General features: G+C 62.0%; 21 protein-coding genes. 18 read left to right on the plus strand and 3 right to left on the minus strand.

Annotated elements, in window-relative coordinates; genetic code table 11:
- The first annotated feature begins 12 nt into the window (after positions 1–12).
- The 5 genes from QCE64_RS36800 (at position 13) to QCE64_RS36820 (ending at position 2963) form a co-directional block, all read left to right on the plus strand.
- Entirely contained in the window at positions 13–744 is a 732-nt protein-coding gene (locus tag QCE64_RS36800; RefSeq protein WP_310009333.1) for a PRTRC system protein B, read from the plus strand.
- Positions 741–1382: a PRTRC system protein A gene (locus tag QCE64_RS36805; RefSeq protein ID WP_310009334.1), complete on the plus strand. Its 642-nt coding sequence runs from the start codon at positions 741–743 to the stop codon at positions 1380–1382. Before QCE64_RS36800 ends, QCE64_RS36805 begins: the two co-directional genes overlap by 4 nt.
- Positions 1379–2212, plus strand: coding sequence for a PRTRC system ThiF family protein (locus QCE64_RS36810; protein WP_310009335.1), 834 nt, complete (start codon positions 1379–1381; stop codon positions 2210–2212). Before QCE64_RS36805 ends, QCE64_RS36810 begins: the two co-directional genes overlap by 4 nt.
- Before the next feature lie 293 nt (positions 2213–2505).
- Entirely contained in the window at positions 2506–2781 is a 276-nt protein-coding gene (locus tag QCE64_RS36815) for a ribbon-helix-helix protein, CopG family (protein WP_310009336.1), read from the plus strand.
- Complete coding sequence (locus tag QCE64_RS36820; RefSeq protein ID WP_310009337.1) at positions 2781–2963, plus strand: hypothetical protein; 183 nt, start codon at positions 2781–2783, stop codon at positions 2961–2963. The genes QCE64_RS36815 and QCE64_RS36820 overlap by 1 nt, the downstream gene beginning before the upstream one ends.
- A 101-nt stretch (positions 2964–3064) precedes the next feature.
- On the opposite strand, the gene QCE64_RS36825 is transcribed toward QCE64_RS36820, so the two are convergent.
- Together QCE64_RS36825 and QCE64_RS36830 are read right to left on the minus strand one after the other, a co-directional pair.
- Positions 3065–3436 (minus strand): PIN domain-containing protein, encoded by a 372-nt coding sequence (locus QCE64_RS36825; RefSeq protein WP_310009338.1) that lies wholly within the window; start codon positions 3434–3436, stop codon positions 3065–3067.
- On the minus strand, positions 3433–3630 hold the full coding sequence (locus tag QCE64_RS36830; RefSeq protein WP_310009339.1) for a type II toxin-antitoxin system VapB family antitoxin: 198 nt from the start codon (positions 3628–3630) through the stop codon (positions 3433–3435). Before QCE64_RS36830 ends, QCE64_RS36825 begins: the two co-directional genes overlap by 4 nt.
- A gap of 455 nt (positions 3631–4085) precedes the next feature.
- On the opposite strand from QCE64_RS36830, the gene QCE64_RS36835 reads away from it, so the two are divergent.
- The 6 genes from QCE64_RS36835 (at position 4086) to QCE64_RS36860 (ending at position 8769) form a co-directional block, all read left to right on the plus strand.
- Positions 4086–4337: a hypothetical protein gene (locus QCE64_RS36835; protein WP_310009340.1), complete on the plus strand. Its 252-nt coding sequence runs from the start codon at positions 4086–4088 to the stop codon at positions 4335–4337.
- Positions 4338–5274: 937 nt separating this feature from the next.
- Positions 5275–5736 carry a glycine zipper 2TM domain-containing protein gene (locus tag QCE64_RS36840; RefSeq protein ID WP_310009341.1) on the plus strand — a complete coding sequence of 154 codons (462 nt, stop codon included), beginning with the start codon at positions 5275–5277 and terminating at the stop codon, positions 5734–5736.
- A gap of 101 nt (positions 5737–5837) precedes the next feature.
- Positions 5838–6236, plus strand: a complete 399-nt coding sequence (locus QCE64_RS36845) for a hypothetical protein (protein WP_310009342.1) — start codon at positions 5838–5840, stop codon at positions 6234–6236.
- Positions 6202–6657 carry a hypothetical protein gene (locus QCE64_RS36850; RefSeq protein ID WP_310009343.1) on the plus strand — a complete coding sequence of 152 codons (456 nt, stop codon included), beginning with the start codon at positions 6202–6204 and terminating at the stop codon, positions 6655–6657. The genes QCE64_RS36845 and QCE64_RS36850 overlap by 35 nt, the downstream gene beginning before the upstream one ends.
- A gap of 37 nt (positions 6658–6694) precedes the next feature.
- Positions 6695–7420 (plus strand): hypothetical protein, encoded by a 726-nt coding sequence (locus QCE64_RS36855; protein WP_310009344.1) that lies wholly within the window; start codon positions 6695–6697, stop codon positions 7418–7420.
- A 62-nt stretch (positions 7421–7482) separates the two neighbouring features.
- Positions 7483–8769, plus strand: coding sequence for a hypothetical protein (locus QCE64_RS36860; protein ID WP_310009345.1), 1287 nt, complete (start codon positions 7483–7485; stop codon positions 8767–8769).
- A 231-nt stretch (positions 8770–9000) separates the two neighbouring features.
- Here the strand turns inward: QCE64_RS36860 and QCE64_RS36865 are convergent, their stop codons facing one another.
- A complete protein-coding gene (locus QCE64_RS36865; RefSeq protein ID WP_310009346.1) occupies positions 9001–9888 on the minus strand; it encodes a LysR substrate-binding domain-containing protein in 888 nt (295 codons plus the stop codon).
- 134 nt (positions 9889–10022) lie between these two features.
- Here QCE64_RS36865 and argH point away from each other — a divergent pair, with 134 nt between their 5' ends.
- From argH to QCE64_RS36900, 7 genes are read left to right on the plus strand one after another with little or no spacing between them, the layout of a single operon-like run.
- Positions 10023–11456 carry an argininosuccinate lyase gene (gene argH / locus QCE64_RS36870; protein WP_310009347.1) on the plus strand — a complete coding sequence of 478 codons (1434 nt, stop codon included), beginning with the start codon at positions 10023–10025 and terminating at the stop codon, positions 11454–11456.
- Complete coding sequence (locus QCE64_RS36875) at positions 11450–12319, plus strand: amino acid ABC transporter permease (protein WP_310009348.1); 870 nt, start codon at positions 11450–11452, stop codon at positions 12317–12319. Before argH ends, QCE64_RS36875 begins: the two co-directional genes overlap by 7 nt.
- Before the next feature lie 27 nt (positions 12320–12346).
- Positions 12347–13123, plus strand: a complete 777-nt coding sequence (locus tag QCE64_RS36880) for an amino acid ABC transporter ATP-binding protein (RefSeq protein ID WP_310009349.1) — start codon at positions 12347–12349, stop codon at positions 13121–13123.
- Between the two features lie 38 nt (positions 13124–13161).
- Positions 13162–13998 carry an ABC transporter substrate-binding protein gene (locus QCE64_RS36885; RefSeq protein WP_404987991.1) on the plus strand — a complete coding sequence of 279 codons (837 nt, stop codon included), beginning with the start codon at positions 13162–13164 and terminating at the stop codon, positions 13996–13998.
- Complete coding sequence (locus tag QCE64_RS36890; RefSeq protein WP_310009351.1) at positions 13985–14845, plus strand: polysaccharide deacetylase; 861 nt, start codon at positions 13985–13987, stop codon at positions 14843–14845. Before QCE64_RS36885 ends, QCE64_RS36890 begins: the two co-directional genes overlap by 14 nt.
- Positions 14842–15729, plus strand: coding sequence for a polysaccharide deacetylase (locus QCE64_RS36895; protein ID WP_310009352.1), 888 nt, complete (start codon positions 14842–14844; stop codon positions 15727–15729). Before QCE64_RS36890 ends, QCE64_RS36895 begins: the two co-directional genes overlap by 4 nt.
- Positions 15726–17114: an MmgE/PrpD family protein gene (locus QCE64_RS36900; protein WP_310009353.1), complete on the plus strand. Its 1389-nt coding sequence runs from the start codon at positions 15726–15728 to the stop codon at positions 17112–17114. The genes QCE64_RS36895 and QCE64_RS36900 overlap by 4 nt, the downstream gene beginning before the upstream one ends.
- Positions 17115–17348: the final 234 nt, after the last annotated feature.

Consider the following 17348-nt stretch of genomic DNA (forward strand, 5'->3'; position numbering starts at 1 on the left):
CTGGAGCAATTCATGAAAGGGCTTGATATTGGCTCAGACCGTGTTGATGCAGTCACCGCGACGAACGCGATTTTGCTGTATGGACGAGATGCGCACAGCGCCATTTATGGAACCGTTCATCCGGTGACGCAAGGCGAAAGCGGTCGGGCGACGATCGGAGCGGGTCGACCGATCGAGCGGAAAGCGCTCTTCGATTGCCTCCGCGAACTGGCCGCGCATGCGGCGGCGCCCGCGGAATTCCTGCCGGAGACGGTGCTGTCTGTGTCGCAAGACGCGGTGATGTGGTGGTGCAGACCTGCGATGCGTCGCGTTTTCTTCGACTGTCCGGAGCTCGGTCGACGCAGTGCGGTCGTTCCTCATCCGGGCCTGGTGTTCCGCGCAGCGTTGAACGGATTCTCCGTGTTCGCGCTGCAGGAAGACGGTCGACCGACGCCTGAATCACGGTTGCATGAACCGCCGTACTTCAACACGTGGGACGGGGGAAAGATCTGCATCGGGTCCGCTCACGTTCCTCGGCGCGTCGATGTCGCTTCGATCGATGGATGGGAGAGCGGCTTTTTCGAGTCCGCATTCACCCACCCCAACCACGGTGGCAAGCGTGTTTCGCATTGCAAGGGCGAGTTCGCCTTCTGGAAGGAAATGCTCGACGGCAAGTATGGCGAGCAATTCCCGAAGGAGGCGCTTATCCCGATGAATCTAACTCTCGCTGAGCTAATCGCCGGCAAAAAAGGAGTCCGACTATGAATGCGGGTGATCTGGCGCTTCAGCGCTCTTTTCCGACCGTGATGGTTCCGCGGCGCGAGCCGGTGACACCGATGGAGGCCGCCGGTGAGCGGTTGCTCGTCGCTGAAAACGGCGTGTTCCTCGAGATCGATCTGCCGTGGCTGTCGGTCGTTCGCCGCATCGCGGATTACTCCGTCCCGACCGCAATCCCGTATGGGCGCGTGGCCGAACGGACGGTGCTGCGATGTGGGCAGGTGCCTGCGCACCTGATCGGCGCATTCGTCGAGATGGCGCGCGCCGCGCATCCGCTGGAAACCGGCGCGTGGGTCGTCTGGAACGCTCGAACCCGGGAGTTTCGGCTGGCGCCGGTCAGGGTGCTGTCACAGGGGACCGGCTCGCTCAGATATGAGCGACCGACTCTATTGGTTGACGAACTCCGCGTGATCGACTGCCATTCGCATGGCGCGCACCCGGCCTTTTTTTCGTCGACCGATAACGAGGATGACCGGCATGAGACGAAATTCGCCTTTGTCGTTGGAAATTGTGGCTCCTCGGTGCCCAGCATGGCCATGCGATTGTGCGCGAAAGGGATTTTCGAAGAGGTCGGCCGGGTACCGAGCAGCTGGTATGCGGCCGCCCGTCTGAAGGAGGTCGCATGACGACAGCAATCCGTCACGCGCTTCCTTCGCGGATGCTCGAGCGTGCGTGGAAAGTGGTCGTGGTCGGCGCCGGCGGCACGGGGAGCGCGGTTCTACCGAGCCTCGCTCGACTGCACCATGCGATGGTCGAACTCGGCCATCCGGGCGGCATCGACTGCACGGTTTTTGACGATGACACGGTGAGTGCGACCAATGTGGGCCGGCAGGGCTTCTATCCGAACGACGTGGGTGAGTACAAAGCCTCGCTCATCGTCAATCGATTGAACCTTCTGATGGGAACCGACTGGAGAGCCCAGACCCGGCGCTTTGGCGCGGGCGACGCGCTCTACAACGTTGATCTGATCATCGGCTGCGTCGACACGCGCGCTGCACGGCTTGCCATTGTGTGCGCTGGGGAGCACTCGAATGCCTACTACCTCGACTGTGGCAACGACGCGGATCGAGGGCAGGTGGTGTTGGGGCAACTCTGTGGGAAGAGCTATACGAAGAAGCATCCGGAGCGCTTGCCGCACGTGGGCGAGCTTTTCCCTGAACTCGTGAATGCAAAGCTCGATGCCAAAGACGATGCGCCGTCATGTTCGATGGCAGAGGCGCTGCGCAAGCAGTCGCTGGTGATCAACCAAGCGATCGCGGTCCAGGCGTTCAATCTCCTCTGGACCATGTTTCGAACCGCCGCGGTGCCGTTTTCGGGCGTGTTCGTGAACCTCACTTCGGGGCGCACGAATCCGATTCCACTCGACCCGGCGGCATGGGCGCGGTTTGGCTATTCGGCCCTGGACCAACCTGAAAGAAAGGCGAGCAGAAGCCGCAAGACGAAGCAAGCTTCCTAAGTGGAGCCGGCTCCCATCCGGGAGCCGGCGCCCAAGCCGTGCCAAAAGGCACATCTCATGGGAGCATTTGCTTCAGGCAACGGCAGTTCTGGTCACGTCTCAATCGGTGGTGGCAATGTTTGTTGCGAAACAGTGGAGAGCGGCGATCCGCCCATTTTCGGGATCGCAGAAGTCCGACTGCGGTAGGGCTCTGCGACGTTCGGGAACTGCCGAGATGATGAGAAAACACATATTGAAGAACGGCTATTGCGACACAATAGCAACTGATGAAACGCAAGAGACGGAGGTGTCAGATGGCGGAAGCGTTGAAGACGGTGACGGCTCAGCTGCCGGTGAATCTCGTGGACCGGATGGACGACATGGCGGCGCGTTTGGACCGCTCGAAGCAGTGGATTGTGCGCAAAGCCGCGGTGGCATACATGGCTCGTGCTGAGCGCGAACGCCAGATGATCCAGGAAGGCTTTGATGATGTCGACGCAGGACGTCTAGTGTCGATGGATGCGATGGAACGCTGGACGGATTCGCTGGGCTCCGAAAACGAACTGCCTTTGCCGAAGGTGGGTGACTGATGTCAATCCCCGTGCTGTTCACGAGTAAATCGGCGTCTGACCTGCTGACGATCTTCGAGCTCGAGAAGAAGATCAACAGTGCATCGACGGCACGCGAGATCGTGAAAGCGCTAAACTGTGAAGCCCGATCGCTGGGCGGGAACTCTTCTTCGTCCAACCGTGATGCAAGTGGTGACGGATGACGTTTGGTTTCTTGTGGTCGTCGGCAGTTCAGAGCCGCCTATTGTGGAATGACTCGGAGGAGAATGCCGTAGCACTGTTTCGTGGGAATATCGCGCCTCAATCAGTGGTCGAGCGCTGCGTTCAATCCGAGCTGGTCAGCAGCGCTCTTCAGCCGTTTGTCACGCGTCCAGATGGTAGCGCCGGGTTGCAGGCGTGCAGCCGCTAACAGTGCTGTGTCCACGTATCCGATTCCCCGGCCGAACATTTCTTCCCGTTCAATCAGATAAAAAATCTCTTCCGGCGTGGCAACTGGCGCACTTGGCAGATCGAGCAGCGCACCAAGCACCATCTCACGGTTGCGCAAACTGCCGAGCGAAATTTCGCCAATCACATACGGATGCGCGAGCACCCGCTCGTTTATAAGAAGGTCAGTCAACACTGGATCAGACATACTAATGTGGTCGATCCAGACAGACGTATCAACGAGGATCATTCCGCGTCCTGACGGCGACGCGGAGCGCCAGTAATCCCTGGTTGGCTTCCTCCGAGATTCGCAAGTCGTTTCGCGGCTTCACGCTGAATCAACGCCTTTAGCGCCTCGCGCACGAGGGCCGTTTTCTCCTCAACGCCTGTATAGGCTTGAGCTTTGGCGATCAAATCATCATCAAGTGCAATGGTGGTGCGCACGGCAATCTCCTCATGACGGCACGAATTATAGCATCAAATGATGCCTATATCAATTCGAAGGCCGTGGGGCCGACCGGCCGCCAACTCCGCGCTTTTTTCTCCGCGCTACGTCTCCTGTAGTTGGGCTAGTGAGAGTCGCTTGGAAACCGGCGCAGCGTGCGGAAAAAGCCAGACGGTAGCCTCGACGCGTAAATGATTGCTGACAGAGAGCCGCGCCCATCTCGCCGGTTGTTGATCCGCTCGCCCGCCGATGTCTTTCCGAATTTCTTTGCTGATCCAAAGCAACAGCCGAGACGGAGGGGACGGCAGTGTAAGAGCCCGCGCTCATAAACTCTGATCAGATCGCTTGACATAGCGGGATCTGAATGTGAGTTTAGATTTAGCATGGGTTGCAAGCGCCGCGTCGACTGCGCGCTGGCTTTGTTTGCCGAAGTTCGACTGCTCGGGAGCTCGCCATGAATATAGACGATGAGGCGCACCGTCTGATTAGGGCCGACGTCAATATTGAGCGAGCGAAGTCACTAATCGCTCGCCAGAGGGAAATCGTAGACGAACTCGATAGTGACGGTCACGACACTGCATCCGCCCGTACGCTTCTCGAAGCAATGTGTACGACGCTCGGCGCGATGCTCGAACATCGGGGACTGATCATCGACCATATAGAGCGACTTGAGCGCGACAAACAAAAGAAGGCCCATCAGCACTGACGGGCCAAAGTCTGAGTGTGAAGATACGCCGTGCGACCGGCGCCAACTGAGTATTGGCAACCTAATGCCATGTTGATAGATCGTCAGGTGAAATGCAGCGTTTCAACTTCTGTCACGCAGGACTCTATCAGCCGGCTGCGAGGCGATCAGATCGACGGTCATGCTGCCATGGAAAATGAACACGCTCGTCGGACGCGAGCAGCATCGAGATTGCGAACAAACACTGCACAGGGCGTTCAGGTTCGTTGACGGCCCTCGGAAGTGCGACGGACTTTCAACGCCACTTCAGAAGGGCTGTGCGCGGCGCTTTCCTATACGCAACTGACGAGCGGAAGAGGTATAGCGAAAAGCCGAGCTTTCAGGGCATTGTCGGGTTGTTTGTTCCGTAGACTGGCCTCATTCCCCGCGCGACTGCGCATCGACCTACCCCTCCAGCGTGCTGGAGGTCCATCTTTTCTCCAGGCTGTCTGCGACAGCTATCTTCTGGTAACCACGTGTGTTCACCTTCTTTCAGCCCGTTGGGAACTCTTCCCGATGGGAGCAGCTCCCTTTTAATTAGGAGCTGCACTATGCATCGCAATCTCGCACGTGTCGTCATGGTTTCGAACAACAACGGATTTACGGCAAACCAGCGAGTGATTGGCTAGGACGTCGAGGCTTCGCCACCGCAGCAATACACCGGTCGAATCATCTCGGTGTGGAGCGACGGTACGGCGTTCGTGAATTGGGATTACAACCTCAATGCGCAAGCCGAGCGCCATCTCGTGCAAAGCGGCCGCGTCAGACTGCATCACCTCAGCCGATTGGCCCTCGTCCTTCGTGAATGACGCATCCAGTGCTGTTCGCTGGACGCCGTCTTCTTGTCGTTTCTTTCTTCTATCCCCATGGGGCAAACCAGCCCTTGGGATGGATTGCCCTCTTCGCGTCGAGGTGATCCATGTTCAAACTTCTCTCCTCAATACTTCTTCTCGTGATTCTCACGGGGTGTGCGTCCGCTGATTTCGGCTCGCCAAACACATACCAGCGATACGACGTGCAACGGATCGGGCAATACGAGCAGGCAACCATCCTGCGCGTGCGGCCCATCGCGATCGAAAACTCTTCCGATTCGTCGAGCATTTCATCAATCGTCAGTGCTGCGGCCGGTGCTTTCCTCGGTTCGCAAGTGATCGGCAACGGTCGCGGCCGCTACGTCGCCGGCGCGTTGTCCGGTTCGGTGTCTGGGCTGGTCGCCCAGCGTGTCAGCGCAGTCATGGCACGGCATAGCGGTGTCGAGGTATTTCTTCGCCGCACCAACGGTTCGACCGTCGTCGTGACGCAAGTCGATGATCAGCAGTTCGTGCCAGGACAGCAAGTGTTTCTTGTCTCCAGTGGATCCGGTTACCGGATCACCCACTGAACGCTCGTCGTCCATCTCTTCTTGCGCGGTAGCAATCGCGCTCAACCCATGCGGGGCAGGTCCCCGTTCGGGGCATGCCTTGTTTTTCATCGAGGCAATCCATGAAATTTCCCAGACTGTTTTACGCTGCCCGCAGTAGCGCCAACTCGGGCGCGAAGGCGGCGCTTGAGCGGCACGCTGCGCGCGTGCTGAGGCGTGTCGCGCAGGACCTGCGGATACCCGCGAGATCGCACGAAGTCGTCATGCATTCACGGCGTGGCAGTTCCGCGGTACGAGTCTCGCTTCGTACCGACACGCTGTTCGTCGATGTGGTCGAGCCGCGCGGCGGATCGGGTGTGGCGTTGAGTTTCAGAACTCGGCGCGGCCGCTCGGATCTGACGGGGGGTGGCGAGAACTACGTTTCACTCGTTCAACTGGAAACGAAGGCGGGCTATCAAGCCATGCTGGAGGGTCTGCGCTTGGCGGGTGGCATCGACCTCACGTGCGGAGGTCGAGTATGAGCTGGCGAAGGTCAAGATCGAGTACAGCGCGGGCACCACGATCGTGGAGCGCGTCACACTCGATCCTGTGACAGGCGAGGTTCATCTCGCGGCGCGCGTGCTGGGTCTGTTGAGCACGATGGCTGAGTCCGAGTGTTCGCCGTCATTCAGCTTGCAGTACAAGGGCTACATCCTTCCCATAGCAGCGGCGGTCAACGGCGGATATACGGTCAAGATTCCGGCCGACCCGGCAGGTGGTTTCCGCCAGCTTTTGGATGCGATCGCTACTCCGACGAACGACCAGCGTCAGCAGAACGGGCGCTTTCTCTCCACACGCTCTCGGCCGCATCGATTGTCGGCGCAGTGGGTTATGCGCATTCCGCTTCATCCTGGGATCTGCCGACCATCGCAGGCGCAACAGCACTTACTGGGCTTGGGATAGTATTGTGGTATGCAGGTCACCATGCAATGAAAGGAGAATGAAATGGGTGCGACAATTTTCACGTTGGTGCTCGGCCTGTCCATTGCTGGATTCTTTATGTGGACGTCGAACAACGGTCGGAAAGCTGATCGCGAACGCGATTGGGGCAAATGATTCGACGCGGCGTCAGCTGAGTCACAAAGGACGAGCCGTACCTTCAAGGGTGCGGTTTTTTTTCGCCATTTATTTCGACGCGCCTTCGGGCGCGTTTTGCATTTCTGGGGGATTCATGCTGCAGGCAAATGTTGCACAAGCACTTCCGCTTGGCGTCGCGGCCAATGGCGCGGTCGACCTAAAGGCGGTCGCGCGATTGGACACCGAGCACAAAACCGTCGATCAGGTGTTCGTTGAACTCTGCCGCCTTCTCCGCAAGACCGAGCTGGATCCGGAATGGCTGTGTCCGGCGAATATGTCCGATGACGCCAACGAAGCAGTTTTTGGGGCGCGTCACGACAGACTCTGGCCGGTGCAGGCGTCATACGACCGGATTGCCGTGTCGCCGTGCATCGGCAACTCGGAAGGTTGGATCGTGCACATCGACTGGATCAGCCGGCGTGCCGAGCACGATTCGATTGAACGCCGGTATGCGGTCATGCCGCTGCTGCGCGCGAAGGTGTTTTCCAGCGATCACGCGTGGTCGCTCGCGCGGCTGCTCTCGCGCCTGCTCGACGCGTCTTACCTAAGATTCTTCCGCGCCAACGTAGCAAACGTCAGCGCCACTTAACCCTTGCCGGGCATTCGACCCGACAGGGACCGATTGCCCGCGTTTTTTCGAAGGCAATCACCATGTATCTCCTCACTCTGGCGGGCATTTCCCGCTCGCTGGACACGCTTCTCGATGTCCTCGCCATCTTCCGTACCGATCCGCTTGCGCGGGATATCGACGCTCGTGAAGTGGCGCTCAGCATTGCAGGGCATCCGATCGACGTCACACGCTTCAACGGCCGGCTGACCGTGCGCCGCGCGGGCTCCGCCTCCCGGCTCTTCCTGTCCCTGATCGATGAAATCGACGGAGCGTACTTCCGCCCGCACTTCGTCGCTCGCAATCCGTGGGAGATCCGTCGCGAGCAGTGGCGTCTGCTTTACCTGGCTTTCGATCTCGCGCGTGAGCCGCTGTATCTGTTCTCCTCGGATCAACTGGCGCAAGCCAACGAGGAGGAGTGCAGGGGAGGCCGCCATGGTCTCGATTTGTTCGAATTGCTGCAGGGAGAATCGCAGCGGCGCTTCGGATTCCAGTATGCGGGCCCGGTGTTTGATGGCAGGCAACAAAGCGGCCGGCATGAGGTTCACGTCGCATATGCGCTTGCCGCTGGCAGACCAGTACCGCAGTCCGTCCTCGAAGACTACACATCGTTGGAGCACTTCAACCCAAACCTGCAATGGGCGATGCCACTTGTGAGCGTTCCGGAGTTGCGAGGGGGATTGTCAGTTGCCAAACTCGCGCCACTGGTAAGCGTAATGCGACATGCCGAACAGCCCATCGACTCGCAGAATGCTGCCCTCTTGGTCATGCTGATGGGCCTGGCGCGCCCTGAACCGTCCGCGGTAGAGGTCGACGATCTGCTCTATGCGAAGGGCGTGCTGGAGTCGTACCCGTTGCCTGAGTTCTATTCGACGCCCGTCGATGTAGGCCAACCGTCTGGCCGATTCGCAGAAGTGCTCAGGCGCACGCTTGCCGATCGCCGGCGCGATGCGCGCCTGGCTGAGCAGAAGAAGGCTCGGTTGACCGGCTCCATCAGCGAACGGGTGTTCCGCCGGGACACCCAGATGGCCATGCTCGATCACGGTAGAACGACACACAGGTTCGCTAATGAGTTAGCGAGAGCCATTCAGGACGGAGATATGTCGTATCTGCTGAGCGTTCTTGACCGGCCTGACGACGTGAATCGCGCGACGAAAGATGCCGTGCGTGAAGTCTTCGGGATCAAGCTCGTTGGTATGCCCGCCGCAACACGACGACGGGCAATCTTCGAACTGGCGGGCATGGACACTCGGCAGCAGGCCGAGTGGGAATCGCTGTGCGTCTCACAGCGAGAGGCTCGCCGCGTCGCGCGTGAAGCTGCGCGCTCGTGAGACAGCTCAGAAGCCTCGGGTGTGCACGGAAGATGGCACGTTCGTCTCTGCGCGCCTCGCAGAGCGATGCGAAGCTGATTTCCAAGAAGATGTGAGCGCAGTTGCGGGACTTTAAAGCGGCGGTCCGGGAAGGAAACTTCCCGGCTGCTGATTGACAAGCCTGGGCGATCCAGCCGGCGGCTGCGGCGCAGATCGAGGCACTCTCTGAGCGAACGCAGGGAAGTCTCGAACTTACGCCGGTTCGCCAAGCTGCTGTTCGAGCCAAAACACGAACACGGAGGCGAGCGGCGAATCGGCGCGCTCGGGTGCACGCACGATGTGATATGGATGGCGCGACGGCACTTTCGCCTGGAACGGCCTCACCAGCGTACCTTCGATGAGATCGTCTCGCACCGAGATGCTGTCGCCGAGCGCGACGCCCTGACCATGCAGGGCCGCTTCCACCGCGATATGCGCGTTGCCGATCTCAAGGATGCGCATACGCTCGGGATGCTCAACCTTCGCCTCCATTAGCCAGCGCATCCACGAACCAGCGTGCTCGCAAAACAGCGCGTAATGGCGCAGGTCATCGGGCGAGCGAATCGCCTTGGGTCCGTTCATCAGTGCGGGGCTGACCACCGGATAAAGCGAAGGGTGTTCTATCAGCGTGACCGAGCGATCTTTCCAGTGCGCTTCGCCATAGCGGATGCAGACATCCACATCTGGCGAATAGACATCCTTGTCATCGTTCGACGGAATCAGCTTCAGCTTGATCGCCGGGTAGCGCTGCAGAAAGTCGCCGATATGCCGCGCGAGCCAGCGCGACGCGAACGACAGCGGCGCCGACACGACCAGATCCCCGGCGACCACGGTCTCACCGACCTTTGCGACTGCCGTTGCGATCATCTCGAACGCACCGCGCACCGAGGGCAACAGCGCCTCGCCCGCCGGTGTCAGCTTGAGGCGCGCTCGCGAGCGCAGAAACAGTTCGACGCCGAGGGACTCCTCCAGCACGCGCACCTGATGGCTAACCGCGCTCGCCGTGACGTTCAACTCCTCCGCGGCTCTCGCGACAGTGGCGTGACGCGCGGTCGCCTCGAAGGCTCGCAGCGGATTGAGAGGCGGCAGGCGGCTACGCATGGGTCGTCCGTGAAGTCCGAAGGCGAGATGCTGAGAAAAACTTGATTAGAGCAGGTTCAAAATCTCGCTACAAACAAAAAAATTGGAGGCCTATGCTCGTCGTGAACTCAACATGACAGGGACGAGGACAAGGCATGAAGGTGACTGAAGGAACCGAACGACTGTGGGGCGGGCGTTTCAGATCGGCGCCTGCGGCCGAACTCAAAGCGCTGTCGCGCTCCGAGGAAAGCTTCTTCCAGCTTGCGCCGTACGATCTGGCGGGTTCGAAAGCCCATGCGCGAGAACTGCACCGCGCGGGCGTGCTCAACGCAGACGAATTGCAGAAGCTGCTGGACGAAATGGAGCAGGTGCGCGCGGAGTTCGTCGCGGGGCAGCTGACACCGTCGCCGCACGACGAAGACGTCCACACTTTCCTCGAGCGCGTGCTGACCCAGCGGCTCGGCACGGCGGGCGCGAAGCTGCGCGCGGGACGTTCGCGCAACGATCAGGCGGCCAACGATCTGCGCCTGTTCCTGCGCGACAAGGCACGTGCCATCGTGCGCGGCGTGATCGGCTTGCAGGACGCGCTGGTCGCGCAGGCACAGACCCATCTGCGCAGCTACAGCACGGGCTTCACGCACCTGCAGCCGGCCCAGCCGGTGGTTTTCGCGCATCAGTTGCTGGCGCACGCGCAGGCGTTCTATCGCGATGTCGACCGTCTGATCGATTGGGACCGGCGCAGCAGCCGTTCACCGCTGGGCGCGGCCGCGCTCGCGGGCTCGGCAATCTGTGTGAATCCGGCGCTCTCGGCAACGGAACTCGGCTATGACGCGCCGTGCGAGAACTCGATCGATGCCGTGGCGGCGCGCGATCACGTCGCCGAATTCCTGTTCGTCACGAGCATGCTGGCGGTGGATCTGTCGCGTCTGTCGGAGGAAGTGATCCTGTGGACGTCGCGGCAGTTCCGCTGGGTCGAACTTGACGACGGCTACGCCACCGGCAGTTCGATCATGCCGCAGAAGAAGAATCCGGATATCGCGGAACTCACGCGTGGCAAGGCGGGACGTCTGATCGGCAATCTGAGCGGGCTGCTTGCGACGCTCAAGTCGCTGCCGCTCGCCTATAACCGCGATCTCGCCGAAGACAAGGCCGCCACGTTCGACAGCATCAACACCCTTTCACTGACGCTGCCCGCGATGGCTGGCATGATCCGCACGATGCGCGTGAATGTGAACGAACTGCGCAGACAGGCGCCGCTCGGCTTCACGCTCGCGACCGAAGTGGCCGACTGGCTCGCGCTGCAGGGCATTCCGTTCAGCGAGGCGCACGAGATCACCGGCGCGCTGGTGCGGGCCTGCGAGGAACGCGCGATCGAGTTGTCGGAGGTGACGGCCGAGATGCTCGTCGCGATCGATCCGCGTCTGCACGCCGACGTGCTCAAGCATCTCACGCTCGAAGCCGCCGTCGATGCGCGCTGCGGCTTCGGCGGCACGGCGCCCGCGCGTGTCGGCGAGCAGATCGAACGTCTGAAGCTGGCGCTCGCCAGGCAAGGCGAATGGACGAACGGATACGGAGGTCCTACATGCTGAGCGCAATCGACGAGGCGCAACCATCGATGAGCACGGAACCCGCAAAACTCGAACGCGTACGCCGCCGTTACTGGGGGCGTTACGTGGCATCGGCGGCGATCGTCGTCGTGCTCGGCTATATCGTGCTGGCGTTCGCGCGCGGGCAGATCGAATGGCAGACGGTCGGGCGCTTCCTGACCGCGCGCACGATCCTCTGGGGGCTCGGCAACACCATCGTCATGACGATCCTCGCGATGGCGCTCGGCATCGCGCTCGGCGTCGTCACGGCGGTGATGCGACTCTCCAGCAACCCGGTGCTGAGTTCGATCTCGCAAGGCTACGTGTGGCTGTTTCGCGGCACGCCGGTGATCCTGCAACTGCTGCTGTGGTTCAACCTGGCGCTCGTGTTTCCGACGCTTGGCATTCCCGGCGTGTTCTCGCTGCGCACCGTGGACGTCATGACGCCGTTTCTCGCAGCGCTTCTCGGGCTCGGCATCAATCAGGGCGCCTATACCTCGGAAGTGGTGCGCGCGGGCCTGCTGTCCGTCGATACCGGCCAGTACGAGGCGGCCAAGTCGATCGGCATGCCGCGTCTGCAGGCGTTGCGCCGCATCATCCTGCCGCAGGCGATGCGGGTGATCGTGCCGCCTATCGGCAATGAACTCGTTGGCATGGTCAAACTCACGTCGCTCGCAAGCGTGATCCAGTTCGCTGAGATGCTGCACAACGCGCAGAACATCTACTACGCGAACGGCCGCGTGATCGAACTGCTGATCGTCGCGGCGATCTGGTATCTCGCCGTCGTCACGCTGCTGTCGTTCCTGCAGGTGCGTGTCGAGCGCCGCTATGCGCGCGGCGCGGGCCGCGTGTCGAGTCGTCAATGAGGGGGCACACATGAACAGGAGGCACACATGAACGCAGTGCGCAATCCGATCGTCCGGGCCGCCGACGTGCGCAAGTCCTTCGGCGAGTTTCAGGCACTGAAGGGCATCACGCTCGATGTCGCCGAAGGCGAAGTGCTGTGCATCATCGGGCCTTCCGGTTCGGGCAAGAGCACGTTCCTGCGCTGCATCAACCAGCTCGAAACCGTCAGCGACGGCGCGTTGTGGGTCAACGGTGAACTGCTCGGTTATCGGCAGGACGGCAACAAGCTGCATGAACTCTCGGAGAAGCAGATCGCGCGGCAGCGTCTTGCCACGGCGATGGTCTTCCAGCGTTTCAATCTGTTCCCGCACATGACCGCGCTGGAGAACGTGATCGAAGGTCCGGTGCATGTGCTGAAGCGTCCGCGGGCGGAGGCCGTGAAGGAAGCACGCGCGCTTCTCGAACGCGTCGGGCTGGGTCACAAGTGCGATGCGTTTCCCGTCGAACTTTCGGGCGGCCAGCAGCAGCGCGTGGCGATCGCCCGCGCGCTCGCGATGCATCCGCAGTTGCTGCTCTTCGATGAACCCACATCGGCGCTCGATCCCGAACTCGTCGGCGAAGTGCTCGCCGTGATGCGCGGTCTTGCCGAAAGCGGCATGACGATGATCGTCGTCACCCATGAACTCGGCTTTGCGCGCGAAGTGGCGAACCGCGTCGTGTTCATGGACCAGGGGCAGATCGTCGAGGCGGGACCGACCGCGCAGGTGTTGTCCGAACCGCGCCAGGCGCGCACGCGCGATTTCATTTCGGCCGTCCTGGCCTGATCTTCAATCGATTCGATCATTCAAAAGCGAGCCATCCGATGAAAGCCACTCTATGTATGCGTAGCCTCTGTGCACTGGCGTGTGCCGCCGTGCTGTTGCATGTCGATGCGGCCGGCGCGCAGACGCCCGCGTTGGCCAAGAAGGAGATCGTCGCGGCGGTCGTGCCGAACTATCCGCCGTTCGAGTTCAAGGACCCGGAAACGGACAAGCTGACAGGATTCGACATCGATCTCGGCGAAGCGCTTGCCGCGAAGATGGGCGTGAAAATGGAGTGGCAGGAAACGAGCTTCGACCAGATGCTGAGCGCGCTCGCGACCAAGCGGGTCGACATCATTCTGTCGGGCATGACGGATCTTCCCGAGCGGCGCACGTCGGTGAACTTCCTCGATTATTTGAAGAGCGGCCCGCAGTTCTATGCACTGAAAACCCGCGCCGGTGACTTCCCCAACATGGATGCGCTGTGCGGCAAGTCGATCGGATCGAGCCGTCGCACCTCGTTCCCCACCAACATCAAGGCGTGGAGCGACGAGCATTGCGTGAAGGCCGGCAAGAAGCCGATCACGGTTGTGGGTACGGATGGCTCGTCGGATGCGCGCATGCAGTTGCGCCAGGGACGCATCGACGGCGCGGTGCAGGGCGGCGAGACCATGCCGTACCAGAACAAGATCGATCAGAACGCGTACGTGACGATCGGAGCGCCGTTCATGTCGCAGTACATGGGCGTGGGCATGGCGAAGGACAACACGGTCGTCAACGAGGCGGTGACGAAGGCTTTCGATCAACTGATCGCCGATGGCACGTATCAGAAGATCCTCGCCAAATGGGGCTTGCAGGAGCAGGGCGTGCAGAAGGCGTTGGTCAATGCGAGCAACTGAACGCCGCCAGCCTGACGAGCGGCCGCACTGGCCCGAAGACCGGCGCTCGTGCGTCGCGCTCGCCTTTGATCTCGACGGCCCGACCGGCGGCGCGATGCTCGACGGCTCGATCTGGCGCAATCCGGCGTACTTCACGCTCGGTGCGTATGGACCGTGGCGCGCGCTCGGACGGATTCTTGATCTGCTGCGCGAACGCGAGGTCCGCGCCACCTTCTTCGTGCCAGCGTGGGTGCTCGAAAACTGGCCGTCGCAATGCTGTGAGATCGTGCGCGGCGGGCACGAGGTCGCGTATCACGGCTATCGGCACGAGGCGTTCTGGACGCTCTCGCCGGAACGTCAGCGCGAAGTCATGGCGATCTCGAAGCAGGCGTTCGAACGTCATCTCGGTGTGCGGCCGGTCGGGTTTCGCACGCCGTCGGGCGATTGGACCGCGGAGACGCCCGGCATTCTCGCGGAGTTCGGCGTGCGGTATTCAAGCTCGATGCGCGGCGACGACCGTCCCTATCTGCTCGATGCCCACAGCGGTCTGATCGAGATTCCGGCGCGCTGGGAACTGGACGACTACGCGTCGCTGGCCTATCAGCGCAAGCCGGATTTTCCGGCGGGACTCGACCGTATCGCGAGCTACGAGACCGCGCTCGACAACTGGATGCGCGAGTTCGACGGCGCACACGAAGAGGGGCTTTGCATGACCACGCTGTTTCATCCGAAGGTGTCGGGGAAGCCCGGGCGCATCGCGCTGCTCGAAGGTCTGATCGATCACATGATCGATGCGGGCGGCGTGTGGTTCGCCACCGGCAGCGAAGTGGCGGGCTGGTGGACCGGAAGCGGGCAGGCCCGCGCATGACGACGCACGCCACGTGGCCTTGGCCGTCAGGTGCGCGCTCGGCGGTGATCCTCACCGTCGATTTCAATCACGATCTCGGCATTCGCACTCAGGCGCCGGATATCGCAGGGCGCGACAAGTCGCTGTCCGTGTGGCAGTACGGCACGCGGCGCGGCGTGGATCGGCTGCTGGCGACGTTCGCCGAATTCGATGTCCCCGCGACCTGGTTCGTGCCGGGACAGGTCGCGCGCACGCACCGCGAACAGGTCGAAAGTATCGTTGCCGCTGGCCACGAGATCGGCCTGAGCGGCGACGCGTGCGAGGACTTCGACACGCTCGATCTTGCCGGACAAATGCAGGCGTTCGATCGGGGACACGCCGCGCTGAGCGGCGTGCTCGGTCGCGCGCCCACGGGCTTCCGGCCGTTCACCGGCAACTGGGCGCCGGGCTTCGCCGCGTACCTGCACGGGCAGGGCATCCGCTGGACCTCGACCTGGTATGGCGACGATCTGCCGTATCACCATCACGATGCCCCGCTGATCGAACTGCCGCTTCATGTCGAACTGGAAGACGAGCCGTACTTCGCGTTCAATCTCGCGCCGCCGGTGCCGCTGGGGCAATCGCGTATCGCGTCCTATCGCGAGGTGCTCGGCAACTGGACGCGCGATTTCGACGGGTTCCATCGCTTCGGCTTGTGCTTCGTGATGCGGCTGCATCCGGAGATCATCGGGACGGCGGGACGCATCGGCGTGCTGCGTTCGCTGCTCGCGACCATGCGCGAGCGCGGCGATGTCTGGTTCGCCACCGGCGCGCAGGCAGCCGCGTGGTGGCGCGAACGCTCGTCGGGCAACGCGCCCGGTCATCCGGTCGAGGTGTCCGAGCGTCACAGGAGCGCGATCGAATGAACATGAGGGAAACCTTGCTCTCGGAGCGGCTTGCAAACTTCATAGCGGCGTCGTCGTTCCACGATCTGCCACCCGAGGTCGTCGCGAAGGCGAAACGGCATCTTCTCGACACGCTCGGCGCGGCGCTGGCGGGGACGCGCACGGAACCGGCGCGTCACGCGCGCAACGTGATGGATTCGACCGGTGCGGCCGTGGGCTGGGGCAGGGCGAAAGGCGCGAATCCGCGCGATGCCGCGTTCATAAACGGCGTGGCGGCGCACGCGCTCGAACTCGACGATTCCGGCGGCTGCGATCACTCGGGCGCGGTGGTCGTGCCGGCGGTCTTCGCGGCCCTCGCGAGCACAGAGCGTCCAGTGTCGGGCGCAACCTTGCTGCATGCGATCGTGCTCGGCTACGACGTCGCGCGGCGCGTGCTCGAAGCGTGCGGCGGCTACGCGGCGCACAACAGTCGAGGCTGGCATTCGACGATGAGCTGCGGCGTGTTCGGCGCCGCCGCTGCGAGCGCGCGCGTGCTGGGCTGCGACGCGCGGGGCATCGGCGCGGCGCTCGGTCACGCGGCGAGTTTCGCAGGCGGACTGTGGGGCTTCATCCATGACGGCGCGCAGACCAAGCGCCTGCATTCCGGACGCGCGGCGGAGGGCGGTCTCACAGCGGCGTTGCTCGCGGCGAACGGCATGGGTGGCGCCACGCGCATTTTCGAAGATGTCTGGGGCGGGTTCCTGCGCACCTACGCACCGGAGTCGGCGTGTCCCGACGCGCTGCTCGCGGATCTCGGGACGAACTGGAAGCTCATGCGCTGCTCCATCAAGCCGCATGCCTGTTGCCGCAGCATTCATGCGGCGCTCGACGCGCTTCTCGAACTGGCGCGCCATGGACCGGTCGTGCAGGTGCGCGTGCGGCTGAGCGTCTTCGTGCACGGCATGTGCGGCGATTTCACGCCGGTCAATCTGGCATCGGCGCAGATGAGCATGCCGTATGCGCTCGCCGCCGCGCTCGTGTTCGGCCGGACGGACATCGATGCGTTCCTGCGGCGCGCGCGCGAAGATGAGCGGGTGGCCGCGATGATGACACGCATCGTGCTCGAACCCGACCCTTCACTGGCGGATCTCGACGAGCCTGACGTCACCGTGGCCTATGCGAATGGCGCGTCGCGCACTCTGCGAGCGGCGATTGCTCTGGGCGACCCGCGCAATCCGCTCGATGATGACCGGCTCTTCGCGAAGTATCGAGGGCTGGCGGAGGACGTGATAGGAGTTGAAGGCGCAGACGCGCTGGCGCGGGCCGTGTGGAACATCGAGACTTGCGCTGACGCGCGCGAGATCACGGACCTGCTTGGAGGCGGCGCGCACACGACGCTCCATACCGCCGCTAGTGAGCTCGTTTAGGAGGGCGTCGCACACACTGCTCGGCATCACCGTGTGTCGGTCTTCCGCAAGAAATTTTTCTTTTAAGAGATACACGCGATGACCGGTTGAAGAACCGCGCGCGCCGCGTCGTTGTTGACGGCGAACCCGTCTCTGGAACTAGTTGTAATCCAAGACGGGCTTGCTGTGCAAGAACTGATCATCGCCGACCTCGCAAGGTGCTCTGATCCGCTCCGACCGTTGTTGCTGACATTT

Origin of the sequence: Caballeronia sp. LZ043 (genome assembly GCF_031451075.1) — a bacterium.
GTDB lineage: Bacteria > Pseudomonadota > Gammaproteobacteria > Burkholderiales > Burkholderiaceae > Caballeronia.